The following is a 19,818-nucleotide window of genomic DNA, read 5'->3' as shown; positions in this document are numbered from 1 at the left end:
CACCGGCGCACTGCTGACCGCCATCCGGGCCCGCATGGCCGAGGTGAGCGCGCAGTGGGCGGCCGTGCCGGTGGGCGGCAAGATGGTGCTGGAACTCCCCGGCCATCCCCAATAAGGCAATTTTCCATGAGCGCACACGCCCCCCACCCGGACATGCTGGCCAAGACGGAAACGCTGATCGAGGCGTTGCCCTATCTGCAGCGCTATGCCGGCATGACATTTGTGGTGAAATATGGCGGCCACGCCATGGGCGACGCGGAGCGGGCGCGCGATTTTGCCGAGGATATCGTGCTGCTCAAAGCCGTGGGCATCAACCCGGTGGTGGTGCACGGCGGCGGGCCGCAGATCGGCAATCTGCTGAAGCGGCTGGGGATTGAGAGCCGCTTTGTCGACGGCCTGCGCGTGACGGATGCGGCCACGGCTGAAGTGGCGGAAATGGTGCTGGCCGGCAGCATCAACAAGGAAATCGTTGCGCACATCGCCCAGGCCGGTGGCCGCGCCGTGGGAATCAGCGGCAAGGACGCCGGTTTGGTGACCGCCATCAAAGTGGAGCGCACCACCAAGGATCCGGGCAGCGCCATCGAACAGGCGGTGGACCTGGGTTTCGTGGGAGAACCCGCCAGCGTTGACCGCAGCATCATCGACACGTTGACCAGCGCCGGCATCGTGCCGGTGATCGCGCCGGTGGCAGTGGGCAAGGATGGCCACACCTATAATATCAACGCCGATACCATGGCCGGCGCCATTGCCGGCGCACTGAATGCCGCCCGCCTGTTCCTGCTGACCGATGTGGCCGGCGTGCTCGACAAGCAGGGTGCGCTGATGACCGATCTGACACCGTCCGGCATCGCCGGCCTGATCGCCGATGGCACCATCACCGGCGGCATGATCCCCAAGCTGGAAACCTGCGTTGCTGCAGTGGATGCCGGGGTGGATGCCGCCGTCATCCTCGATGGCCGGGTGCCGCACGCGCTGCTGCTCGAAATCTTCACCCGCAAGGGCGCAGGCACGCTCGTCAGGGCGGCGCTGTAGGTTACAAAGGTTACGGATTCTGCTTGTGCGCGGGTGCGCGCACGGACTGCGAAAAAACGGACCTGCGGTAGAAAGAGCCAGCACAGCATAAGGCCAAAGTGCCGCTGTAGGACAGGCATTGCCGACCTGAAACGCGCGAGGGGCGCCCTCATCCTATTTGCCGCGCCAAACAAGAGCGGGCCAGGGGCTCAGCCCCTGGCCGCCGGAGGCCCTTTTCCTTCTCCGGCCCATCACCGCTCATCTGTTGTCGGCGTTCCTGGCCCATGCTAGCCTGAACGCAAAGAGGAGTATCATGATAATTTCCACGGTTCGCGCGGCTCTGGTTGGCGCGACTTTGCTCAGTATGCCGGCGCTGGCGCAGGAACGGCGCTTTTCGGCTGATGATCTGCCCAAGATCGTGCGCATCGGTGATCCGCAATTGTCGCCGGATGGCAAGGCGGTGCTCAGTGTGGTGGGCCGCGCCAATCTGAAGGACAATCGCTGGGAAGGCGAACTCACCCTGATCGATGTGGCGACCAAGGCGCAACGCGTGCTCAGCCGCCGCATGGGCGTGGGCAGTGCGCGCTGGTCGCCCGATGGCCGCAGCATCGCCTTCCTGGCGCAGGACGCGGGCGGCCGCGCGCAGGTGCATGTGCTGTCGATGGATGGCGGCGATGCCCTCCAGCTGACCATTGGCAAGACGCCGGTGACGCAGTTTGCGTGGGCGCCGAATGGGGCCACGCTGGCTTTTGCCGCCGCCGATGAGGAGCCGGAGAAGACCGGCGACGCCCGCTTTGAAGACGGATTTGAAGTGGGCAACCACAGCTTCCTCGATCGCGCGGCGCGCAAGCCGATCCACATCTGGACGGTCGATGTGGCGACCAGCGCCACCAAGCGGCTCACCAGCGGTTCCCGTTCGTTGCCGCTGGGGCTCCCGCCCACCGGTGCGCCCAGCCAGCTGAACTGGACCCCCGATGGCGCCAGCCTGATCTTCGTGCAGGCCGAAACGCCGGCCACCGGCGATGCCGACAGCAGCCGTCTGATGCGGGTGGATGTGGCAACGGGTAATCTGCAGCCGCTGTTGCCCACCCCCACCAGCGTGCGCGTGCCGGCGCTTTCGCCCGATGGTCGCAGTCTGGCCTTCGGCATGGCGCGCGATGGCGTGCCGGCGCACCAGGCCCGGGTGATGATCGCCCCGGCATCGGGCGGCAGCCCGCGCGATGCCGCGCCTGATCTGGATGTGGCCGTGGAACTGGTGGGCTGGTTGCCCGACAGCCAGACCGTGGTGCTGAGCGGCAGCGATGGCACCAGCAATGGCCTGTGGCTGGCCCGGGATGGAAAGGCGACGAAGCTTGATCTGGGCGGCCTCAATCCGGCCAGTGCCGATATCGGCAGCAATGGCGCCATCGCCTTCACGGCCTCCACCGCCACCCGCCCAGCCGAACTGTTCATGCTGCCGGCACCAAATCCGCAGCTTGGGGGCCAGCCGCCCGCGCAACTGACCAGCCTGCAGACGGTGACCGACGGCGTGACGGTGGGCCGGCAGGAAACGCTGACGTGGAAAAGCGACGGCTATACCGCTGATGGCGTCATCACCTATCCGCCCGACTACAAGCCCGGCGAGAAGCGGCCGCTGGTGCTTTACATCCACGGCGGGCCGGTTTCAGCGTCGCTGCAGACCTTCACCACCTCGTCGCAGATATTGGCCGCGCAGGGCTGGATCGTGCTGGAACCCAATTATCGCGGCAGCAACAACCGGGGCTACAAGTTCCAGCAATCGATCATCCGCGACGCCACTGCCGGGCCGGGCCGCGATATCATGGCTGGTGTTGCCGAACTGAAACGGCGCGGCCTGATTGACGACAAGCGTATGGCCGTAAGCGGCTGGTCTTACGGCGGGATGATGACGAGCTGGCTGATCGGGGCGTATCCGCAGGCGTGGAAAGCGGCGGTGGCTGGCGCGCCAGTGACCGATATCGTTGATCAATATACCACGGCCGACAGCAATCGCGGGCGGGCGGCGCAATATGGCCCGTCACCCTTCGTGGGCGACAACATGGCCAGCTATTCGCGCCAATCGCCGATCTTCCAGGCGTGGAAGGCGCGGGCACCCACCCTGATCATGTCTGATGTCGGCGATTGGCGGGTGACGATCCCGCAGGCCTACAAGCTCTATCGCGCGCTATCCGATAACAAGGTGCCAGTGAAGTTCGTCGCCTATCCAGTGCCTGGCCACAGCCCCGCCGATCCGATCCGTGCCCGCGATGTGTGGCGGCGCTGGGTGGATTGGTTGAAGCCGCGATTGGCCTCGGCGCCGTAATGGGCTGACCAGAAACGAAAGCGGGTGCAGGGGCTCAGCCCCTGCCCAGCCTTACTTCGCCGCGACCACGCTGGCGTCTTCACCGGCGATGATGGCGGCATCCTGCGCCGGTGTTGCCACCGTGCGGGTGGAGCGGATCATCGGGGCGTCGCGTCCGGTCCAATCGAGGAACTGGCCCTTGGCTCGGGCGTAATTGTCCTTGGCGTTGTAGAGGGTGATGCCCTGCAGATCGAGATCGCGGGCTTCGGCATTGCCCATTGCGGCGAGCAGCGTGAAGCCGGCGACATAGGCGTTGCGGCGGGCCGTGGCCAACTGCACGCGGGTGTTGATCAGTTCCTGTTCGGCGTTCAGCACTTCGATGATGGTGCGGTTGCCCACGCCATTTTCAGCGCGCACGCCTTCGAGGCTGAGGCTGTTCGCGGCAATCGCGGCTTCGGCAGACTTGATCACGTCAAGGCTGGCCTTCCAGCTGGCAAAGGCCGAGCGAACCTGTTGGACGACGCCGCGTTCGGTGCCGATCTGGTTTTCCATCGCGGCTGTCTTGCGGGCCTGGGACTGGCGGATCTGCGCCGAAGGCCGGCCGCCCTGATAGATCGGCAGTGCCACGCGGGCGCCGATCACGGCCGAAGTTTGGGACGAAGGCTGTGCAGGGAAGCCAGGCGGCACGATGGCGCCGCCGAAATTGTCATTGCGGCTGACCGTGCCGAAGCCGGACAGGGTGGGCAGCCGGCCGGCGCGGGCGGCCTTCACGTCAAAGCCGGCGGCTTCGCTGTTTTTCGTTGCGGCGGCGATATCGGGATTTTCCTTGATCGCGATTTCCACGGCTTCACCAACATCGGTCGGCAGGCCGGGCAGGGGCGGCGGCTGCGACAGATCGGCGGGCACTTCACCCACCTGCTGGATGTAGCGTTCCTTGGAGCCGATCAGATTGGCTTCAGCGTTCCGCAGATCGGCGCGGGCCTGGGAAAGCCGCGCTTCGGACTGGGCGACATCGGTGCGGGTCAGATCACCGACTTCGAACCGATCCTGCGTGGCGCGCAGATTGACCTCGAGGTTCTTCACATTGTTGCGGTTGAGCTCAACGATCTGGGTGTCGCGCAGCACGTCGTTGTAAGCGGCGACAACCTGGCTGAACACGCTGGCTTCGGTGGCGCGCAGCGTTTCCTCGCCGGCCGCGACACGCGCATCGGCGGCTTTGATGCCATTCTTCACCAGCCCGCCCTGATAGATGGGCACAGTCAACTGGCCCTGCGTCTGCATGGAGCGCGGGATGATGATGAACTGGCCGCCGGGGATCAGCACGTTTTCGTTGAAGGTGGAATTGACGGTGGCGGCAGGCAGGCCGGCGGCGCGCTGGATCGGCACATTCTCGTCAGTCGCCATCTGGTTGGCGCGGGCGGCGTTCAGCGTCGGGTTGGTCTGATAGGCCTTTGCCAGCGCGCCCTGCAGTGTTTCAGCGGCAGCCGGAGACAGACCGAACAGCGACACGCCGAGCAGAGCGGCGGCAACAACGGAGCGGGCGGGACGGCTTGCCCCCAGACCAAGCGTCTGCATTCACGGTTTTCCTTACATTCTGGCCTGTCGTGAAAAGGCCGGCCATCGCCCCTCTCAAAGGTGCCGTATAGAGACAAGACAGCCGCTGGCCAAGTGGCCCACCGCGCGAATTTGAGCAACGACCAAATTTGTCACGGCTTCACTGTTGGCACGGCCTTCAGATAGGCGGCAATGGCGGCTCTGTCGGAATCGGACAATTCAGCCATGTTGGCCTGAACTTCCACCATGGTGCCGCCCACGCTGTCATAATCGGGCGTGAAACCGGTTTTCAGATAGTCGGCGATCTCGGCGGCGCTCCACGCCAGCTTGCCCGGCGTGATGTTCGGGATGCGGCCTTTGCCCTCAGGATCAGGCGCACCGGCCAGCCAGCGGGCATGATCGGGGCCACCAAACTGGTCACGCGGGCTGTGGCATTCGCCGCAATGGCCTGGCCCTTCCACCAGATACTGGCCAGCCTTCACATCGGCTGGGGCATTTGCGGGCAGGGCCACGATTGGCGCGGGATCAAGATACAGAAGCTTCCACAGGCCGATCCCGCGCCTGATGTTGAACGGGAAGGGGATATCACCGGCGGCGGGCTTGCCGGCAACGGCAGGCAGACGGGTGAGATAAGCAAAGAGATCGGCGATGTCGCCGGGGGTCATCCGGGCATAGCTGGTGTAGGGGAAGGCCGGATAATAATGCCGGCCATCCGGGCTGATGCCGCGGCGCATGGCGTTGTCGAACTCGGCCAGGCTCCAGTTGCCGATGCCATCGGGGCCGGGCGAGATGTTGGGCGGCTGGAAGCTGCCGAACGGCGTCACCAGCGGCGCGCCGCCGCCCAGCGCCAGGCGCGCATCGCCCTTGGCGCCCTTGGCGGCATGGCAGGACGCGCAGCCGCCAGCGTGGAACAGACGCGCGCCGCGGGCGGGATCGCCCGGACGCTGCGCCCGTTCAGTCGGTGACAGCGGCTGCGGCGCGGTGACGAACAGACCCGCCAGCGCGCCCAGCAGCGTAAACCCGGCCAGCCCTGCCAGCAGTCGCTTCATCTCAGCCCTTCTTGATGCGAAAGCCTTCGTGGCAGCTCTTGCAGTTGGCGGTGACCATGCCGAACGCCTTGCCAAAGCTGGCGGCGTCGGTGGGCTTCAGGGCCGCAGCGGCGACCGTGTCCTTCTGGAACTTGTCGGTGGCGATCTTCCAGTCCGCCGGCATTGACCAGATCGCAGACGAGGCTTCGGTTTCGCCGCCGGTCTTGGAAGTGGCCGGGAAATGCGCCGGGAAGGCCTTGGCGGCGGCGGCATAGTTGGCGAGGATCTTGTTGGCGGTGGCGGCATCAAACGGCGTGACGCCCTTCAGCATGTCGCCGCCCATCTTGGTGTCGCGGCCATTGCCCTTCATGATCGCCTTGCGATCTTCAATCGGGCCGGCAGTGGCGACGGTGGCTGGCAGGATCACGGTGGTTGCCAGAACGGCAGCAAGAACGGCACGCATCATCTTGGTCTCCCCATTTTCAGGCCACTACGGCTGACATTCTTCATATCCCTTGCCGGCCGCCAACGCCAATGGCGCAATTGGCGCAGGAGGCGGTTTGGGTTGTGTTTGCGCCGGCTTGCGGCATGATCGCGACAAAATGGGGGAACGCCGATGCGCACGCTGCTGATCGCCGGAGCCATGCTGTGGGGCCTGGTGGGGCCAGCCGCGGCGGCGCCGATGAGCCTGAAGGGGGCGATGGCCTATCCCTTCACATCCGGTCTTGTCTCCAGCCCTGATGGCAAGCGCATCGCCTGGGTGCGCGAAGTGGCGGGCGTGCGCAACATTTGGGTCGCCAGCGGCAGCGCTGCCCAGCCGGTGCAGGTGACCGGCTTTGCCGAAGATGACGGCCAGGAACTGACGCAGTTGGTCTTCGCAACCGATGGCCAGTCGCTGTTCTTCGTGCGCGGCGGCGATCAGGATGGCAACTGGGCGGCGGCCGGCAATCTGGCGCCCAATCCCGATGCCAGCCCGGATGAGCCCAAGGTGATGCTGTGGCGCGCCGATACCAGTGGCGCCACACCGGCAAAGCCGCTGGCCGAATGCGACGCGCCGGCGATTTCGGCCAAAGGCGTGATCGCCTGCGAAAAGGCCGGCCAGGTGTGGACGGTGAGTGCCGATGGCAAGGATTTCGCGCGGGCCTTCTTTGATCGCGGCCGCATCGCCGACATGGCGTGGTCACCCGATGGCAGCCGCCTCGCCTATGTCTCGCGCCGCGAAGGCCATGCCCTGATCGGCATCTTTGGCGGGCCGGCCCTGCCGATCACCTATTTGCAGGCCGCCAGCGGTGTCGATGGCAGCCCGACCTGGTCTCCGGACGGCAAGCGTATCGCCTTCACCCGGCGCTGGACCGGGATGGATGGCTATGGCCGGTTCCTGGCGTTTGAACCGCAGCCGTGGGCGATCATGGTGGCCGATACCGCCACCGGTGCGGCGCGGCAGGCCTGGGCCAGCGGCACGGCCCTGCGCGACAGCTTCCCGGATGTGACAGGCGGCGCCAATCTGCACTGGGCGGCCGGCGATCGGCTGGTGTTCCTGTCGGCGGCCACTAACTGGCAGCAGCTTTACACGGTGCCGGCCAGTGGCGGCGCTGCGACCCGGCTGACTGGCGATGGTTTCATGGTCGAACATGTGGCGCTCAGCCCGCATGGCAGCACGCTTTATTATTCGGCCAACACGGGGGCCGCAGTGGATGACGACACCCGCCGCCACGTGTTCAGCGTTAAGGTGGGCGGCGGGCAGGCCGTTCCTGTCACCAGCGGCACCGGGCTGGAATGGACTCCGGCCGCCACCAATGATGGCGTGGCGTTGATCGCCGCCAGCGCGCGCGATGCAGGCGCAGTGCAATGGTGCGCGCCGCGTTGTGCCACGCTGGCCGGGCAGGCCGCACCGGCGGATTTCGCCGGGGCCGCCATGGTGATGCCGGAAAAAGTCACATGGAAAGCGCCCGATGGCACCACCATCCACGGCCAGTTGTTCCGGCCCGCCGGAGCGACCGGCAAGCGCCCGGCCGTGGTGTTCGTGCACGGCGGCCCGCCGCGCCAGATGCTGCTCGGTTTCAGTTCCATGCGCTATTACGCCAACGCCTATGCGTTGAACCAATATCTGGCCAGCCGCGGCTTCGTGGTGCTGTCGGTCAATTATCGGCTCGGCATCGGCTATGGCTGGGATTTCCAGCACCCGGCCACCGGTGGCCCGCGCGGCGCGAGCGAATATCAGGATGTGATCAGCAGTGCGCGTTATCTGCAATCACGCGCCGATGTCGATCCCGCCCGCATCGGCATCTGGGGCGGGAGCTATGGCGGCCTGCTCACCGCGCAGGCGCTGGGGCGCAACAGCGACGTGTTCAAGGCCGGGGTGGATATCCATGGCGTGCACGATTGGTCGCGCACCATGATCGAAACGCTGGGCACCGGCATCAAGAGCTATGGCGACACCAACCGCGACAAGGCTCTGCAGACCGCCTGGACGTCATCGCCGCTGGCCGATGTGGCCGGCTGGCGCAGCCCGGTGCTGCTGATCCACGGCGATGATGATCGCAACGTGCGGATCAATCAGACGATCGCGCTGGCCGCTGAACTGCGCGCTCGTGGCGTGTCGTTCGAGGAGTTGATCATCCCGAACGAAATCCACGATTTCCTACGCCATGCCGGCTGGCACCAGGTGAATGCCGCCACCGCCGACTATCTGGAGCGGCAGCTGAAGCCGTAAAGCTCAGCGCAGATCGGGCGGTGTCGCGTCCGCCTTGATCAGCGCCACGGCTTCGGCCAGCGGCATCACCTTCTGCTCGCCGCCCTTCAGGCTGCGCAACGCCACCGTGCCTTCTTCGGCCTCGCGGCGGCCGACGACCAGCATGTAGGGCGCCTTCTGCAGGCTGTGCTCGCGCACCTTCAGGTTGATCTTTTCATTGCGCAGATCGGTTTCCACCCGGATGCCGGCCTTGCGCAGCGTGTCGGCCACGGTGCCGGCATAGTCATCCGCATCCGAAACGATGGTCGCCACCACGGCCTGGCAGGGCGCCAGCCAAGTCGGGAACCAGCCGGCGAAATGCTCGATCAGGATGCCGATGAAGCGTTCATAACTGCCCAATATGGCCCGGTGCAGCATCACCGGCCGATGGCGGCTGCCGTCTTCGCCCACATAGGACGCGTCGAGCCGTTCCGGCAACACCGTGTCCGTTTGGATCGTGCCGACCTGCCACGTGCGGCCGATGGCGTCGGTCAGGTGGAATTCCAGCTTGGGCGCATAGAAGGCGCCTTCGCCGGGCAGTTCTTCCCAGCCCCAATCGGCGTTGTCGCGCCCCGTGGCCTTCACGGCATCGCGCATCGACTGTTCGGACCAGTCCCACATCGCATCGCTGCCGAAGCGCTTCTCGGGGCGCAGCGCCAGCTTGATGGCATAGCTGAACCCGCCCAGATCCTTGTAGACCACGTCGAGCAGATCGCAGAACGCCGCGATTTCGGCCACGATCTGATCCTGGCGGCAGAAGATATGGCCATCGTCCTGCGTGAACTGGCGCACGCGCATCAGGCCGTGCAGCGCACCGTGCGGTTCGTTGCGGTGGCAGCAGCCCATTTCGGCCATGCGCAACGGCAGATCGCGATAGGATTTGATGCCCTGGCGGAAGATCAGCACGTGCGCCGGGCAGTTCATCGGCTTCAAGGCCATCCACTGAGCGTCGTTGCTTACCACCGGGCCTTCATCCTCGGTGTTGGGCACTTCGTCGGGGATGACGAACATGTTCTCGCGATATTTGCCCCAGTGGCCGGATTGTTCCCACTGGCGCGCGTCCATGATCTGCGGGGTTTTCACCTCCTGGTATCCGGCCGGGTCCAGCCGGCGGCGCATATAGGCCTCCAACTCGCGGTAGATGATGAAGCCGCGCGGGTGCCAGAACACGCTGCCATGGGCTTCTTCCTGCAGGTGGAACAGGTCCATCTCGCGGCCCAGCTTGCGGTGGTCGCGCTTGGCGGCTTCCTCCAGCCGCAGCAGGTGCGCGTCGAGTTGCTTCTTGTTGAGCCAGGCGGTGCCATAGACGCGGCTGAGCATGGCGTTCTTTTGATCGCCTCGCCAATAGGCGCCCGAAACCCGCGTCAGCTTGAAGGCCTGCGGGTCCAGCTTGCCAGTGGAGGGCAGGTGCGGCCCGCGGCACATGTCGAGCCAGTCATCGCCCGACCAATAGACCGTCAGATCTTCGTCACCCGGCAGTTCGGCGGCCCATTCGGCCTTGAAATTCTCGCCCTGTTGCTTCCAGCGGCTGATCAGTTGGCTGCGGCTCCACACTTCGCGGCGCAGCGGCTTGTCGGCCCGGATGATGGCGCGCATCGCCTCCTCGATGGCCGGCAGGTCATCTTCGGTGAACGGGCCGCGGCCGGGGGCGGGTGCGAAGTCGTAATAGAAGCCATCGTCCGTCGACGGGCCAAAGGTGATCTGCGTGCCGGGGAACAGGCCCTGCACCGCTTCGGCCAGCACGTGCGCGAAATCGTGGCGCGCCAGTTCCAGCGCGTCGGCTTCATCGCGCGACGTCACCAGCGCGAGCGCTGCATCGCTCTCGATCGGGCGCGACAGATCGACCAGTTCGCCATCAAGCTTGGCGGCGAGCGCCGCCTTGGCCAGGCCCGGTCCGATGCTTGCCGCCACGTCCGCACCGGTAGTCCCGCGCGCGACTTCGCGCTGCGAACCATCGGGAAGCGTGAGGGTGATGAGATCGGACATTGGTGGCCTTTGATTGCGAACAGTGCCGCCCAAGCAGCGGCCCGCCGCGCTTAGCCAAAAAAGCCGGCTCCCGCCACCCTTCAGCGCGCCAGGCCTGCAAGGCGCGGCGGCAAGGCGACTTGCAGTCAGGGCCGTGTCTTGGCAGGGTTCGTGCCAATGTCAGCCCCGCCCACCCGCCGCAGTGCCAAGAGCCGGCCCCTCTCGGGCCTGTTGCTGTGCGATGGCCGTCGTGACGAGGTGGTGGTGACGGCGCATGAAACGCGGCTGGTGATCAATGTGGAGGCGAATATCAGCGCCATCCCCATCGCCCGCGTGCGCCGGGATGACGGGCTGAACCTGCGCCGCACCGACAACAAGGATTGGCGCATCCGCTTCGACACGCTGCCGCCGCCCGAAAGCTGGGTCCATGATTTGCCGTTGCTGCCGCCGCCCAATCCCATGCGCCGGCTGGTGGTGATCCTGCTGGCACTGCTGGCCCTGATTGGCACTGCCCTGTGGGCGGTGGGCGGCGACGGTGTGTCGCTGGCCCCACAGTCGCTGCCCGATCTTGCCAAGGCGCTGCCCCGGCCGGTGCCGCAATCCTGGTTGGTCTGACGGGCGCACGGGCAGGTATCCGCGCGGCGGTTCTGGCGGCTGGACGATGCCCCCTGCATCTGCCACCTTCAGCCCAGGGTTGATCTGGGGAAATAGCAATGGAACGCAGGCAGTTTCTGGCGGGTGCCGCCGCCATGTCCCTCTTGCCCGCGGCCGATGCCGCAGCGCAGATCCTGCCTGGACCGGGCTTTGGCACACCGCTGGGCACAAGGCCGTTTGCCCCCGAGGTCTACCGCGCCCGCCGTGCGCGGTTGATGGCGGAGCTGAAAACAGGGCTGGCGGTGATCCATGGCGCCACCGCCTTTGGCGCGCCCGACAACACCATCGCCGCGCCCTTTACCCAGAACGGCGACTTCGCCTGGCTCACCGGGATCAGCGACGAGCCAGGCGCGGTGCTGTTGCTGGCGCCCGGCGAGGCGGTGGTGAAGGAATTTCTGTTCCTGCCGTCGCGTGATGTCGAAACCGAGCGTTGGGAGGTGGAGCGGTTGCCGCTGGGCTCGCTGATCGAGCAGCGCACCGGTGTGCAGCGCGTGCAGCGCACGGCGCGGCTGGGCGGGGTGGTCACACAGCTCGCCCCACGCGCCAAGGAACTGCATTTCCTGGGACCAGTGGTATCGGCCGATGCGCCAGTGCCGGCAGCGCTGGAGCTGTACAGCAAGGTGATGGCCCGCGTGCCCGGCACCAGCATCCGCGACCAGTCCGGCCTGCTCACCCAGATGCGCAGCGTGAAGGAACCGCGCGAGCTGGAATGGCTGAACAAGGCCATGGTCGCCACGCGCGCCGGCCATCTGGCGGCGATGAAGGCCGTGAAACCGGGCATGACGGAACGCCAGCTGCGCCGCGTGCTGGAGGAGGGCTTTGCCAATGCCGGCGGCACCGGCCTTGCCTACAACAGCATCGTGGCGGCCGGGCGCAACGCCGCATCGTTGCATTATGTGGCGGAAACTGGCCCGATCCGGGATGGTGATCTGGTGTTGATCGATGCCGCGGCGGCGGTGGATGGTTATGCCTGCGATGTCACCCGCACCTTTCCGGCCAATGGCCGCTTCACGGCAACGCAGCGCGCCGATTACGAATTGGTGCTGGCCGCCCAGGCCGCTGCCGAGGCGACGCTGAAAGCCGGGGTGAGTTATGACGCGTTCGAAGACGCCGCCAAGCAGGTGTTCCGCCGCGCCGGGCGCATCGACGATTTCATCCACGGCCTTGGCCATTATGTCGGGCTGGATGTGCATGACCCGTTCGACCGCTCCAAGCCCATCCCGGCCGGCGCGGTGATCACCATCGAGCCGGGGCTGTACACCCAGTCCGCTAACCAGGGCATCCGCATCGAGGATCAATATCTGGTCACGGCAGCGGGATCGGAGCGGATGTCGGCCGGCATCCCGCGCGGCATCGCCGAGATCGAAGCGGCAATGCGGGGGTGAAGTGAGATGATGCGGCGGATAATCGGTTTGGGCCTGCTCGCTGGCCTGACGTGGGCAACGCCAGCGCTGGCGCAAGAGGCACGCTGCCCGGAACCGGCCTGTGCCGCCGTAGCCGGTGGCCGCACCGAAGGCTGGGCGGCGCAAAGCCGGGCCGAGGTGATCGCGCGCAACGGCATGGTCACCTCCAGCCAGCCACTGGCCACCCAGGCCGGTCTCGCCATCCTGCGCAAGGGCGGCAATGCGGTGGATGCGGCCGTGGCCACGGCGGCGGTGCTGGGCGTGGTCGAACCGTTCAGCACCGGCATTGCCAGCGATTTGTTCATGATCGTCTGGGTGGCCAAGGAGAAGAAACTCTACGCCCTCAACGCCGCTGGCACCGCGCCCACCGGGGCGACGCCAGCGCGTTATGCCGAGCTGGATTATGGCAGGGATCCCAAGAACTGGACGCTGGGTTCGGGCATGCCGCCCGCTGGCATCCTCACCGTTACCGTGCCGGGCGCGGTGTGGGGCTGGGATGCGGCGCTGAAACGCTTTGGCTCCATGGGCTTTGCCGATGTGCTGACCGATGCGGAATATTACGCGCGCGATGGCTTTCCGGTGTCCCCGCGCATCGCCGATGATTGGACGCCGCTGCCCCGTGCGTTGCCGCTGAAAGCCTGCTGCACCGATCATGATCCCGATACGCTGGCGGTGTGGACGCCCGGCGGCAAGGGGCCAAAGGTGGGCGAGATGTTCCGCAATCCGGGCCTCGCCCGCGCATTCGCGCTGCTGCGCAAGGACGGTCCCAGCGCCTTTTACACGGGTGACATCGGGCGGGCGATCATTGCCAAATCGCAAGCGCTGGGCGGCACCATGACGGCGGCTGATCTGGCCGGTTATGCCGGCCGCTGGGTCGATCTGGTGCAGACGCGTTACCAGGGCCACGACATCTTCGAGCTGCCGCCGCCGTCGCAAAGCTGGGGCGCGCTCGAAATGCTCAACATCCTCGAAGCCTGTGTGCCGGTCTGGTCGCCAGGGCAGACGCTTGCCAGCCTGGGGCCGCGCAGCCCGCGCTACTGGCATTATCTGATTGAGGCCAAGAAGCTGGCCTATGCCGATCTGGCGGCGTGGAACGGCGATCCGCGCTTTTCGAAGGTGCCGGTCGAACGGCTGATATCGAAGTCCTATGCCGCCAGCCTGTGCGTCCGTGTCGACCCGGTGCGCGCCGCCGTCACCAAACCAGGCCCGGCCGATCGCAGCGGCGATACGGTGGTGCTGGCCACGGCCGATGCGGATGGCAATGTGGTGGCGATGGTCAATTCCATCTCGTCCGTATGGGGTTCCGGCCTTACAGTGAAGGACTATGGCTTGATCCTGCACAACCGCGGCGTGCAGTTCAGCCTTGATCCGGCCAGCCCCAACATCATCGCGCCGGGCAAGCAGCCCTATCACACGCTGGCGGCCGGTTTCGTGATGAAGGATGGTGCGCCGCTGCTGTCGCTGCTGCTGATGGGCGGTGACATGCAGGCACAGGGGCACGGCCAGGTGCTGGTCAACATGCTTGATCTGGGTGCCAATGTGCAGATGGCGACCGATATGGCGCGCTTCCGCCATGGCCAGGTGTCTGACCAGCTCACGCTGGAGCCAGCGCTGGATGCGCTAGTGGGGGCCGATCTGAAGGCGATGGGACACCGCCTGGGTCCGCCCAGCAGTGGAGCGATGGGGGGCTATCAGGCGATCCGCATCGAGAAGGACAATGATGGCAAGCCGGTCTATCGCGCCGGGTCCGATCACCGCAAGGATGGCCAGGCCGCCGGCTGGTAACGGGGTGATGCTTGGCTTATGCGGCATGGCATGAGCAGCCTTTCCCATAACGGCGCCAGACTTGCCTATCGCTTCACGCCGGGGGTGGGGCCGCTCGTCGTATTCCTGCCCGGTTACATGAGCGACATGACCGGATCGAAGGCCGAAGCGCTGAGCGACTGGGCGCGCGCCAAGGGCCAGGCATTTCTGCGGCTGGATTATTCGGGCTGCGGGGCCAGCAGCGGCGAGTTCCTTGATGGCAGCATCGGCCGCTGGACCGATGATGTGCTGGCGCTGGTCAATCATGTCTGGCCGGTGCGCAAGGTGCTGCTGGTCGGAAGCTCGATGGGCGGCTGGATCGCATTGCTGGCGGGCCGGGCGCTGAAGGATCGGCTGGCCGGGCTGGTGGGCGTGGCGGCGGCGTCGGATTTCACCGTTTGGGGGCTCAAGCTAGGCGAGGCCGAGCGGCGGCAGCTCGAGGCGCAAGGCTATTTCACCCGCCCATCCGATTATGGTGAACCCTATCGCTATTCCCGCACCCTCATCGATGATGCGCGGACCCATTTGCTGCTCGATGGCCAGATCGGCATCACCGCGCCGGTGCGGCTGCTGCACGGCCAGCGCGATGAGGCGGTGCCCTGGCGCCTGTCGCTCGACATCGCGGCGCGGCTGCAGAGCGACGAAGTTCAGGTGCGGCTCATCAAGGATGGTGATCATCGCCTTTCCCGCGAGGCCGATATTTCCGCGCTGATCGCCATCGTCGAGGAACTGCTTTGAAGCATCTGGCCCTTCTGGCTCTGTTGGCCGCTGTACCGGCATGGTCGGCACCGTCCGATCCGACGCGCTATGCCGCCTGTATCGAACTGGCTGCCAAGGATCCGGCGCGGGCCATGCAGATGGCCTATGCTTGGCGCATCGAAGGCGGCGGCGTGGCCCCGCGCCATTGCCTGGCCGTGGCCCAGATGCACGCCCGCCACCACGAGGCGGCGCTGAAGAATTATGAAGCCGCCGGCGAAGCCAGCGAGTCCGCCCGCGACGGCCAGGCCATTGCGCTGTGGCGGCAGGCGGCAGACGCGGCGATGATTGCCGAGCAGCCGGCCGACGCTGTGCGCTTTCTGACGCGGGCACTGGCCCGGCCGGGCGGCGCCGAACTCAGCCCGCGCGCCGAAGCCGATCTGCTCACCACCCGCGCCGAAGCGCAGGTGGCAGCGGGCAAGCCCGATCTGGCGATGGCCGATCTCACCCGCGCCACCACGCTTTCGCCGGAATATTTCACGCCGTGGCTGCTGAAGGCGACACTGGCCCGGCGCTGCGGCGATCTGGTGACTGCCGAAGCCGCGCTGCTGAAGGCCGCTGCGCTGGCACCGGGCTCCGCCGATGTCGAACTGGAAGCCGGCAATATCGCTGCGGCCAAGGGGGACACGGCGCTGGCCCGTCAGGCTTGGGAAGCGGCGGCCGCCGACGCGCCCGATACGCCGGCAGGGCAGGCAGCGGCCGCCGCGCTTGGTCGCATGAACGCCGCCCTGCCTGAAAAACCACTGACGGAGGGCGCGCTGCCTGCTACACCTCGCTGATGGCTCGCTCAGATTATCGTTTCGTCTGGAATGCCCGCGCCCGCTATGCCGAGGTGGACGCGCAGGCGGTGGTGTTCAACAGCCGTTACCTTGAATATTTCGATATCGGCATCACTGAATATTTCCGTGCTGCCGGTCTCTATCCGGAGCCGAACCTGCAGGGCGCGCCCGAATTGCACGTGGTGAAGGCCGAGGTCGTCTATCACGCCCCCATCCTGCTCGATGAGGAAATGGCGATCTGCGTGCGCTGCGAGAAGGTCGGCCGCACGTCGCTGAGTTTCGCGTTTGAAGTTCACGGATTGGCGAATGGACCGGGCGCTGACGATCTGCGCGCCAGCGGCACCGAAGTGCAGGTGCATGTGGATGAACCGCGCGGTCGGCCGACGCCGGTGCCGGATGCCGTGGTGGCCCTGTTCGAAGCCTTTGAAGGACGCGCTCTGAAATGAAATATCTCCACACCATGATCCGCGTGTCGGACGTGGCGGAAACGCTGCGCTTCTTCGAATTGCTGGGCCTGAAGGAATTGCGCCGCATCGATAACGAGGCCGGGCGCTTCAGCCTGATCTTCCTGGCGGCACCCGGCGATGAAGACGCCCAGGTCGAGCTGACTCATAATTGGGATGAGAGCGGCTATACCGGCGGGCGCAATTTCGGCCATCTCGCCTATGCGGTGGATGATATCTATGCGGCGTGCCAGCGCCTGATTGACGGCGGCGTGACCATCAACCGGCCGCCGCGTGATGGCCGCATGGCGTTCGTGAAATCGCCGGACGGGATTTCGGTGGAATTGCTTCAGGCCGGCCCGGCGCTGCCAGCGGCGGAACCCTGGGTGTCGGCACCCAACATCGGGAACTGGTAAGATGCTTGATATCGTTGGCGTGTCGGTGCTGCATGACAATTATGTCTGGCTGGCCCATGATGCCGCCAGCGGTGAGACGGCGGTGATCGACCCCGCAGTCGCCGGCCCGGTGCTGGAGGCCGCGACCAGCCGGGGCTGGAAAATCACCCAGATCTTGAACACCCACTGGCATCCCGATCATGTGGGCGGCAATGCCGATATCGTGGCCGCCACGGGTGCAATGGTAACTGGCCCGCAGGCCGAGGCTGCCAAGATACCGCACATCAGCCGTGCCGTGGTGGAAGGCGATACGGTGCAAATCGGCAGCAACATCGGCCGCGTGATCGATTGCCCGGCGCACACGGCGGGCCACAATGCCTATGCCTTCGAAGGCGCGCTGTTTTGCGGCGACACGCTGTTTGCCATGGGCTGCGGCCGCCTGTTCGAAGGCACGGCCGAACAGATGCACGCCGCGCTGGCCAAGTTCATGGCGTTGCCGCCGCGCACGCTGGTGTATTGCGCGCATGAATATACCCAGTCCAACGCGCGCTTTGCCCTAACGGTGGAGCCAGAGAACGATGCGCTGGTGCGGCGCGCCGAAGCCGTGGACCGGCTGCGCGAGCGCGGTGATCCCACCGTGCCCTTCAGTCTGGCCATGGAAGCGGCAACCAACCCGTTCGTGCGCGCCGGCAGCGTGGCCGAGCTGGCGCGGCGGCGCAGCGCCAAGGACAATTTACGCGGATGATGTGTTCAGCGATGATACAGCGAGCGGAGGGCATTACGGCAGGCATGATCAGAAACGCGCTCCTTCTTGCTGCGCTGGTCGCGGCAACCCCGGCACTGGCCGGCGACGATCCACCCGGCAAGCCAGCCGAGTTCAAAGCCGAGACAAGGGATTGTCTGCAGACCCGCAGCATCCTGCAAGCGCAGGCCGCGCCTGATGGCAAATGGTATGCCCGGCTGCGCGATGGCCGCTGGTGGCGCAACACCATGGAATGCCCCACCCTGCAACCGCGCCGTGCGCTGGTGCACAGCAGCCCGATCGGCAGCCAATGCCGCGGCGACATCGTGCAGGTGATCGATTTCAACCTGGGCGGCGTCAATTTCGGCGGCTGCGGCTTTGGCAGCTGGGAACGCGTTGCGGGGCCGCCGCCCAAGCCGCCGAAGAACACCAAATCCGAAGACTGACCCTCAGGCGCGGTTGTCGAGTCTGGCCTTGATCGCATCCCAGATGCGCGCCGGCGTGTCGGTGCCGTTGAACCGGTCGATGGCGCGGATGCCGGTGGGGGAGGTGACGTTGATCTCGGTGAGGAAGCCGCCGATCACGTCGATGCCGACGAAGATCAGGCCGCGCTTTTTGAGTTCGGGGCCCAGTCGTGCGCAGATTTCCTGTTCCCGTGCCGTCAGTTCGGTCGGCTGGGCGCTGCCGCCGGCGGCGAGGTTGGAACGGATTTCCCCCTTTTTCGGCAAGCGGTTGATGGCGCCGGCCGGTTCGCCGTCCACCAGCACGATGCGCTTGTCGCCTTCGGATACGCTGGGCAGGAACGCCTGCACCATGAACGGCTCGCGCCACACGCTGCTGAACAGTTCAACCAGCACCGGCAGATTGCCGTCGTTTTTGTCGATCAGGAACACCGCGGTGCCGGCATTGCCATAGAGCGGCTTCACCACGATGGCGCCGTGGCGGGCGCGGAAGTCCATGGCTTCTTCCAGGCTTTTCGTGACCAATGTCGGCGGCATCAGATCGGGAAAGCGCAGCACGAACAATTTTTCCGGCGCGTTGCGCACTTCGGCGGGATCGTTGACCACCAGCACCCGGTCCTGGATTTGCTCCAGCAAGTGGGTGGCGGTGATATAGCCCATGTCGAACGGCGGATCCTGGCGCATCAGCACCACGTCAGCCTCATCCGCCAGATCGACCGTGCGCGGATCGCCCAGCCATTCATAATGGGCGCCGGCCTGGTTGATCACCTTTAGCGGCCGGGCCTTGGCTCGCACCCGGCCGTTCTCGGCCGAAAGATCATCGGCCATATAATGGATCAGCGTGGCGCCGCGCGCCTGGGCTTCCAGCATCAGGGCGAAACTGGAATCGCCGCCGATATTGATGGTTTCGATCGGGTCCATCTGAACCGCGACGCGCATGGTCATTGGGCAGGCCTTTTCAATTTTCGGATCTTGCCAGCGTAGCGAGTGTGGCGCGGATGCGTTCGCCCACCTGGGCGTCATGGGTAGTTTCCAGCATGGCGGTAAGGCTGGCGCGGGCGGCGGCAAGGCGGCCGATGCGCTGTTCCAGCCGGGCGCGTTCCCACCACAAGCCGCCCTGATCCGGCGCGATGGTGGTGAGCCGTTCATACAGCATCAGCGCCCGCCCGATATCACCATTCAGTCGCGCGCGGCTGGCCTGGTTGGACACCATCCGCACCAGCATCTGGCGGGTGCTCATCGCCGGAAAGCCGCCGGCAACCGGCGCGCCGCCGGCCTGGCGGGCAATGTCGGCGGCGCGGGCTGCCGTCAAACTGATGCCGTGATCGAATGGATCGAGCAGGGCCGATTCGCCGCCGCCATGCACTTCCACCAGCACGTGGCCGGGCAGGGCCAATGCATCGGCCCGCCAGCCAATGCGGCGGGCCAGCGCGACATAGAGGATCGACAGGCTGATCGGCAGGCCGCGGCTGCGTGTCGCCACCGCCACCAGATCGGCATTCAACGGATTGTCATAATCCTGGGTGTCGCCGGTCAAACCGGCTTCGCCAGCGATCAGGCTGGCCAGCCGCAAGGCGCGGCCCTTGGCGGTGGAGGGGGCCAGATCGCGTTGCAGGCTGACGGCCCAGCCCGTCATCAGCCGGCGCAGCCTGTCGGCATCCGCGCGCGGATTGTCAGCCAGGCTCAACGCGATGCCGGCTTCGATCACGTCGATATCGGCTTCATCCATCAGGCCGATTGTTGCCAGTAACATCATGCCTCTTCCCGCCAGATGGCGACCAGGTGCCGGGGCGG

At 66.0% G+C, this 19,818-nt stretch carries 18 protein-coding genes; 12 read left to right on the top strand and 6 right to left on the bottom strand.

Annotated features, from left to right (window positions below):
* Positions 1-126 precede the first annotated feature (126 nt).
* Positions 127-1,032 (top strand): acetylglutamate kinase, encoded by a 906-nt coding sequence (argB, locus tag Q7O19_RS07905; protein WP_303785246.1) that lies wholly within the window; start codon positions 127-129, stop codon positions 1,030-1,032.
* A 292-nt stretch (positions 1,033-1,324) separates the two neighbouring features.
* Positions 1,325-3,331: a S9 family peptidase gene (locus Q7O19_RS07900; protein ID WP_303809751.1), complete on the top strand. Its 2,007-nt coding sequence runs from the start codon at positions 1,325-1,327 to the stop codon at positions 3,329-3,331.
* Between the two features lie 51 nt (positions 3,332-3,382).
* Here Q7O19_RS07900 and Q7O19_RS07895 read toward each other — a convergent pair whose 3' ends face one another.
* The 3 genes from Q7O19_RS07895 to Q7O19_RS07885 all read right to left on the bottom strand — a co-directional run bounded on the left by Q7O19_RS07895 (position 3,383) and on the right by Q7O19_RS07885 (position 6,358).
* A complete protein-coding gene (locus Q7O19_RS07895; RefSeq protein WP_303809749.1) occupies positions 3,383-4,885 on the bottom strand; it encodes a TolC family outer membrane protein in 1,503 nt (500 codons plus the stop codon).
* Between the two features lie 131 nt (positions 4,886-5,016).
* Positions 5,017-5,913 (bottom strand): cytochrome c, encoded by an 897-nt coding sequence (locus Q7O19_RS07890; RefSeq protein WP_303809748.1) that lies wholly within the window; start codon positions 5,911-5,913, stop codon positions 5,017-5,019.
* Position 5,914: 1 nt separating this feature from the next.
* Entirely contained in the window at positions 5,915-6,358 is a 444-nt protein-coding gene (locus Q7O19_RS07885) for a cytochrome c (protein WP_303809747.1), read from the bottom strand.
* Between the two features lie 150 nt (positions 6,359-6,508).
* On the opposite strand from Q7O19_RS07885, the gene Q7O19_RS07880 reads away from it, so the two are divergent.
* The gene (locus Q7O19_RS07880; RefSeq protein ID WP_303809745.1) at positions 6,509-8,605 is read left to right on the top strand and encodes an alpha/beta fold hydrolase; all 2,097 of its coding nucleotides are present in this window, start codon (positions 6,509-6,511) and stop codon (positions 8,603-8,605) included.
* A gap of 3 nt (positions 8,606-8,608) precedes the next feature.
* Here the strand turns inward: Q7O19_RS07880 and thrS are convergent, their stop codons facing one another.
* The gene (gene thrS / locus Q7O19_RS07875) at positions 8,609-10,609 is read right to left on the bottom strand and encodes a threonine--tRNA ligase (RefSeq protein ID WP_303809744.1); all 2,001 of its coding nucleotides are present in this window, start codon (positions 10,607-10,609) and stop codon (positions 8,609-8,611) included.
* A 156-nt stretch (positions 10,610-10,765) separates the two neighbouring features.
* Between thrS and Q7O19_RS07870 the strand changes: the two genes are divergently transcribed.
* From Q7O19_RS07870 to Q7O19_RS07830, 9 genes are all read left to right on the top strand, one after another.
* On the top strand, positions 10,766-11,203 hold the full coding sequence (locus tag Q7O19_RS07870) for a hypothetical protein (RefSeq protein ID WP_303809742.1): 438 nt from the start codon (positions 10,766-10,768) through the stop codon (positions 11,201-11,203).
* 134 nt (positions 11,204-11,337) lie between these two features.
* On the top strand, positions 11,338-12,627 hold the full coding sequence (locus tag Q7O19_RS07865; protein WP_303809741.1) for a Xaa-Pro peptidase family protein: 1,290 nt from the start codon (positions 11,338-11,340) through the stop codon (positions 12,625-12,627).
* Between the two features lie 6 nt (positions 12,628-12,633).
* On the top strand, positions 12,634-14,430 hold the full coding sequence (locus Q7O19_RS07860; RefSeq protein ID WP_303809739.1) for a gamma-glutamyltransferase family protein: 1,797 nt from the start codon (positions 12,634-12,636) through the stop codon (positions 14,428-14,430).
* A gap of 30 nt (positions 14,431-14,460) precedes the next feature.
* The gene (locus Q7O19_RS07855) at positions 14,461-15,186 is read left to right on the top strand and encodes an alpha/beta fold hydrolase (RefSeq protein WP_303809738.1); all 726 of its coding nucleotides are present in this window, start codon (positions 14,461-14,463) and stop codon (positions 15,184-15,186) included.
* Entirely contained in the window at positions 15,183-15,983 is an 801-nt protein-coding gene (locus Q7O19_RS07850; protein ID WP_303809737.1) for a lipopolysaccharide assembly protein LapB, read from the top strand. The genes Q7O19_RS07855 and Q7O19_RS07850 overlap by 4 nt, the downstream gene beginning before the upstream one ends.
* Positions 15,983-16,429, top strand: a complete 447-nt coding sequence (locus tag Q7O19_RS07845) for a thioesterase family protein (protein ID WP_303809736.1) — start codon at positions 15,983-15,985, stop codon at positions 16,427-16,429. Before Q7O19_RS07850 ends, Q7O19_RS07845 begins: the two co-directional genes overlap by 1 nt.
* Positions 16,426-16,842, top strand: a complete 417-nt coding sequence (locus Q7O19_RS07840; RefSeq protein ID WP_303809735.1) for a VOC family protein — start codon at positions 16,426-16,428, stop codon at positions 16,840-16,842. Before Q7O19_RS07845 ends, Q7O19_RS07840 begins: the two co-directional genes overlap by 4 nt.
* A 1-nt stretch (position 16,843) precedes the next feature.
* Positions 16,844-17,566, top strand: a complete 723-nt coding sequence (gene gloB, locus Q7O19_RS07835; protein ID WP_303809734.1) for a hydroxyacylglutathione hydrolase — start codon at positions 16,844-16,846, stop codon at positions 17,564-17,566.
* A gap of 44 nt (positions 17,567-17,610) precedes the next feature.
* A complete protein-coding gene (locus Q7O19_RS07830; protein WP_303809733.1) occupies positions 17,611-18,009 on the top strand; it encodes a hypothetical protein in 399 nt (132 codons plus the stop codon).
* A gap of 3 nt (positions 18,010-18,012) precedes the next feature.
* Here Q7O19_RS07830 and gshB read toward each other — a convergent pair whose 3' ends face one another.
* Together gshB and Q7O19_RS07820 are read right to left on the bottom strand one after the other, a co-directional pair.
* Positions 18,013-18,969, bottom strand: a complete 957-nt coding sequence (gene gshB, locus Q7O19_RS07825; protein ID WP_303809732.1) for a glutathione synthase — start codon at positions 18,967-18,969, stop codon at positions 18,013-18,015.
* Positions 18,970-18,982: 13 nt separating this feature from the next.
* Positions 18,983-19,780 carry a transglutaminase-like domain-containing protein gene (locus Q7O19_RS07820; protein WP_303809731.1) on the bottom strand — a complete coding sequence of 266 codons (798 nt, stop codon included), beginning with the start codon at positions 19,778-19,780 and terminating at the stop codon, positions 18,983-18,985.
* Between the last annotated feature and the right edge of the window lie 38 nt (positions 19,781-19,818).

It is taken from the genome of Sandarakinorhabdus limnophila DSM 17366 (assembly GCF_945882885.1).
In the GTDB taxonomy this organism is placed as follows: Bacteria; Pseudomonadota; Alphaproteobacteria; order Sphingomonadales; family Sphingomonadaceae; genus Sandarakinorhabdus; species Sandarakinorhabdus limnophila_A.
The sequence above is the reverse complement of the archived record's forward strand: the minus strand, read 5'-3'. Positions and strand labels throughout refer to the sequence as shown.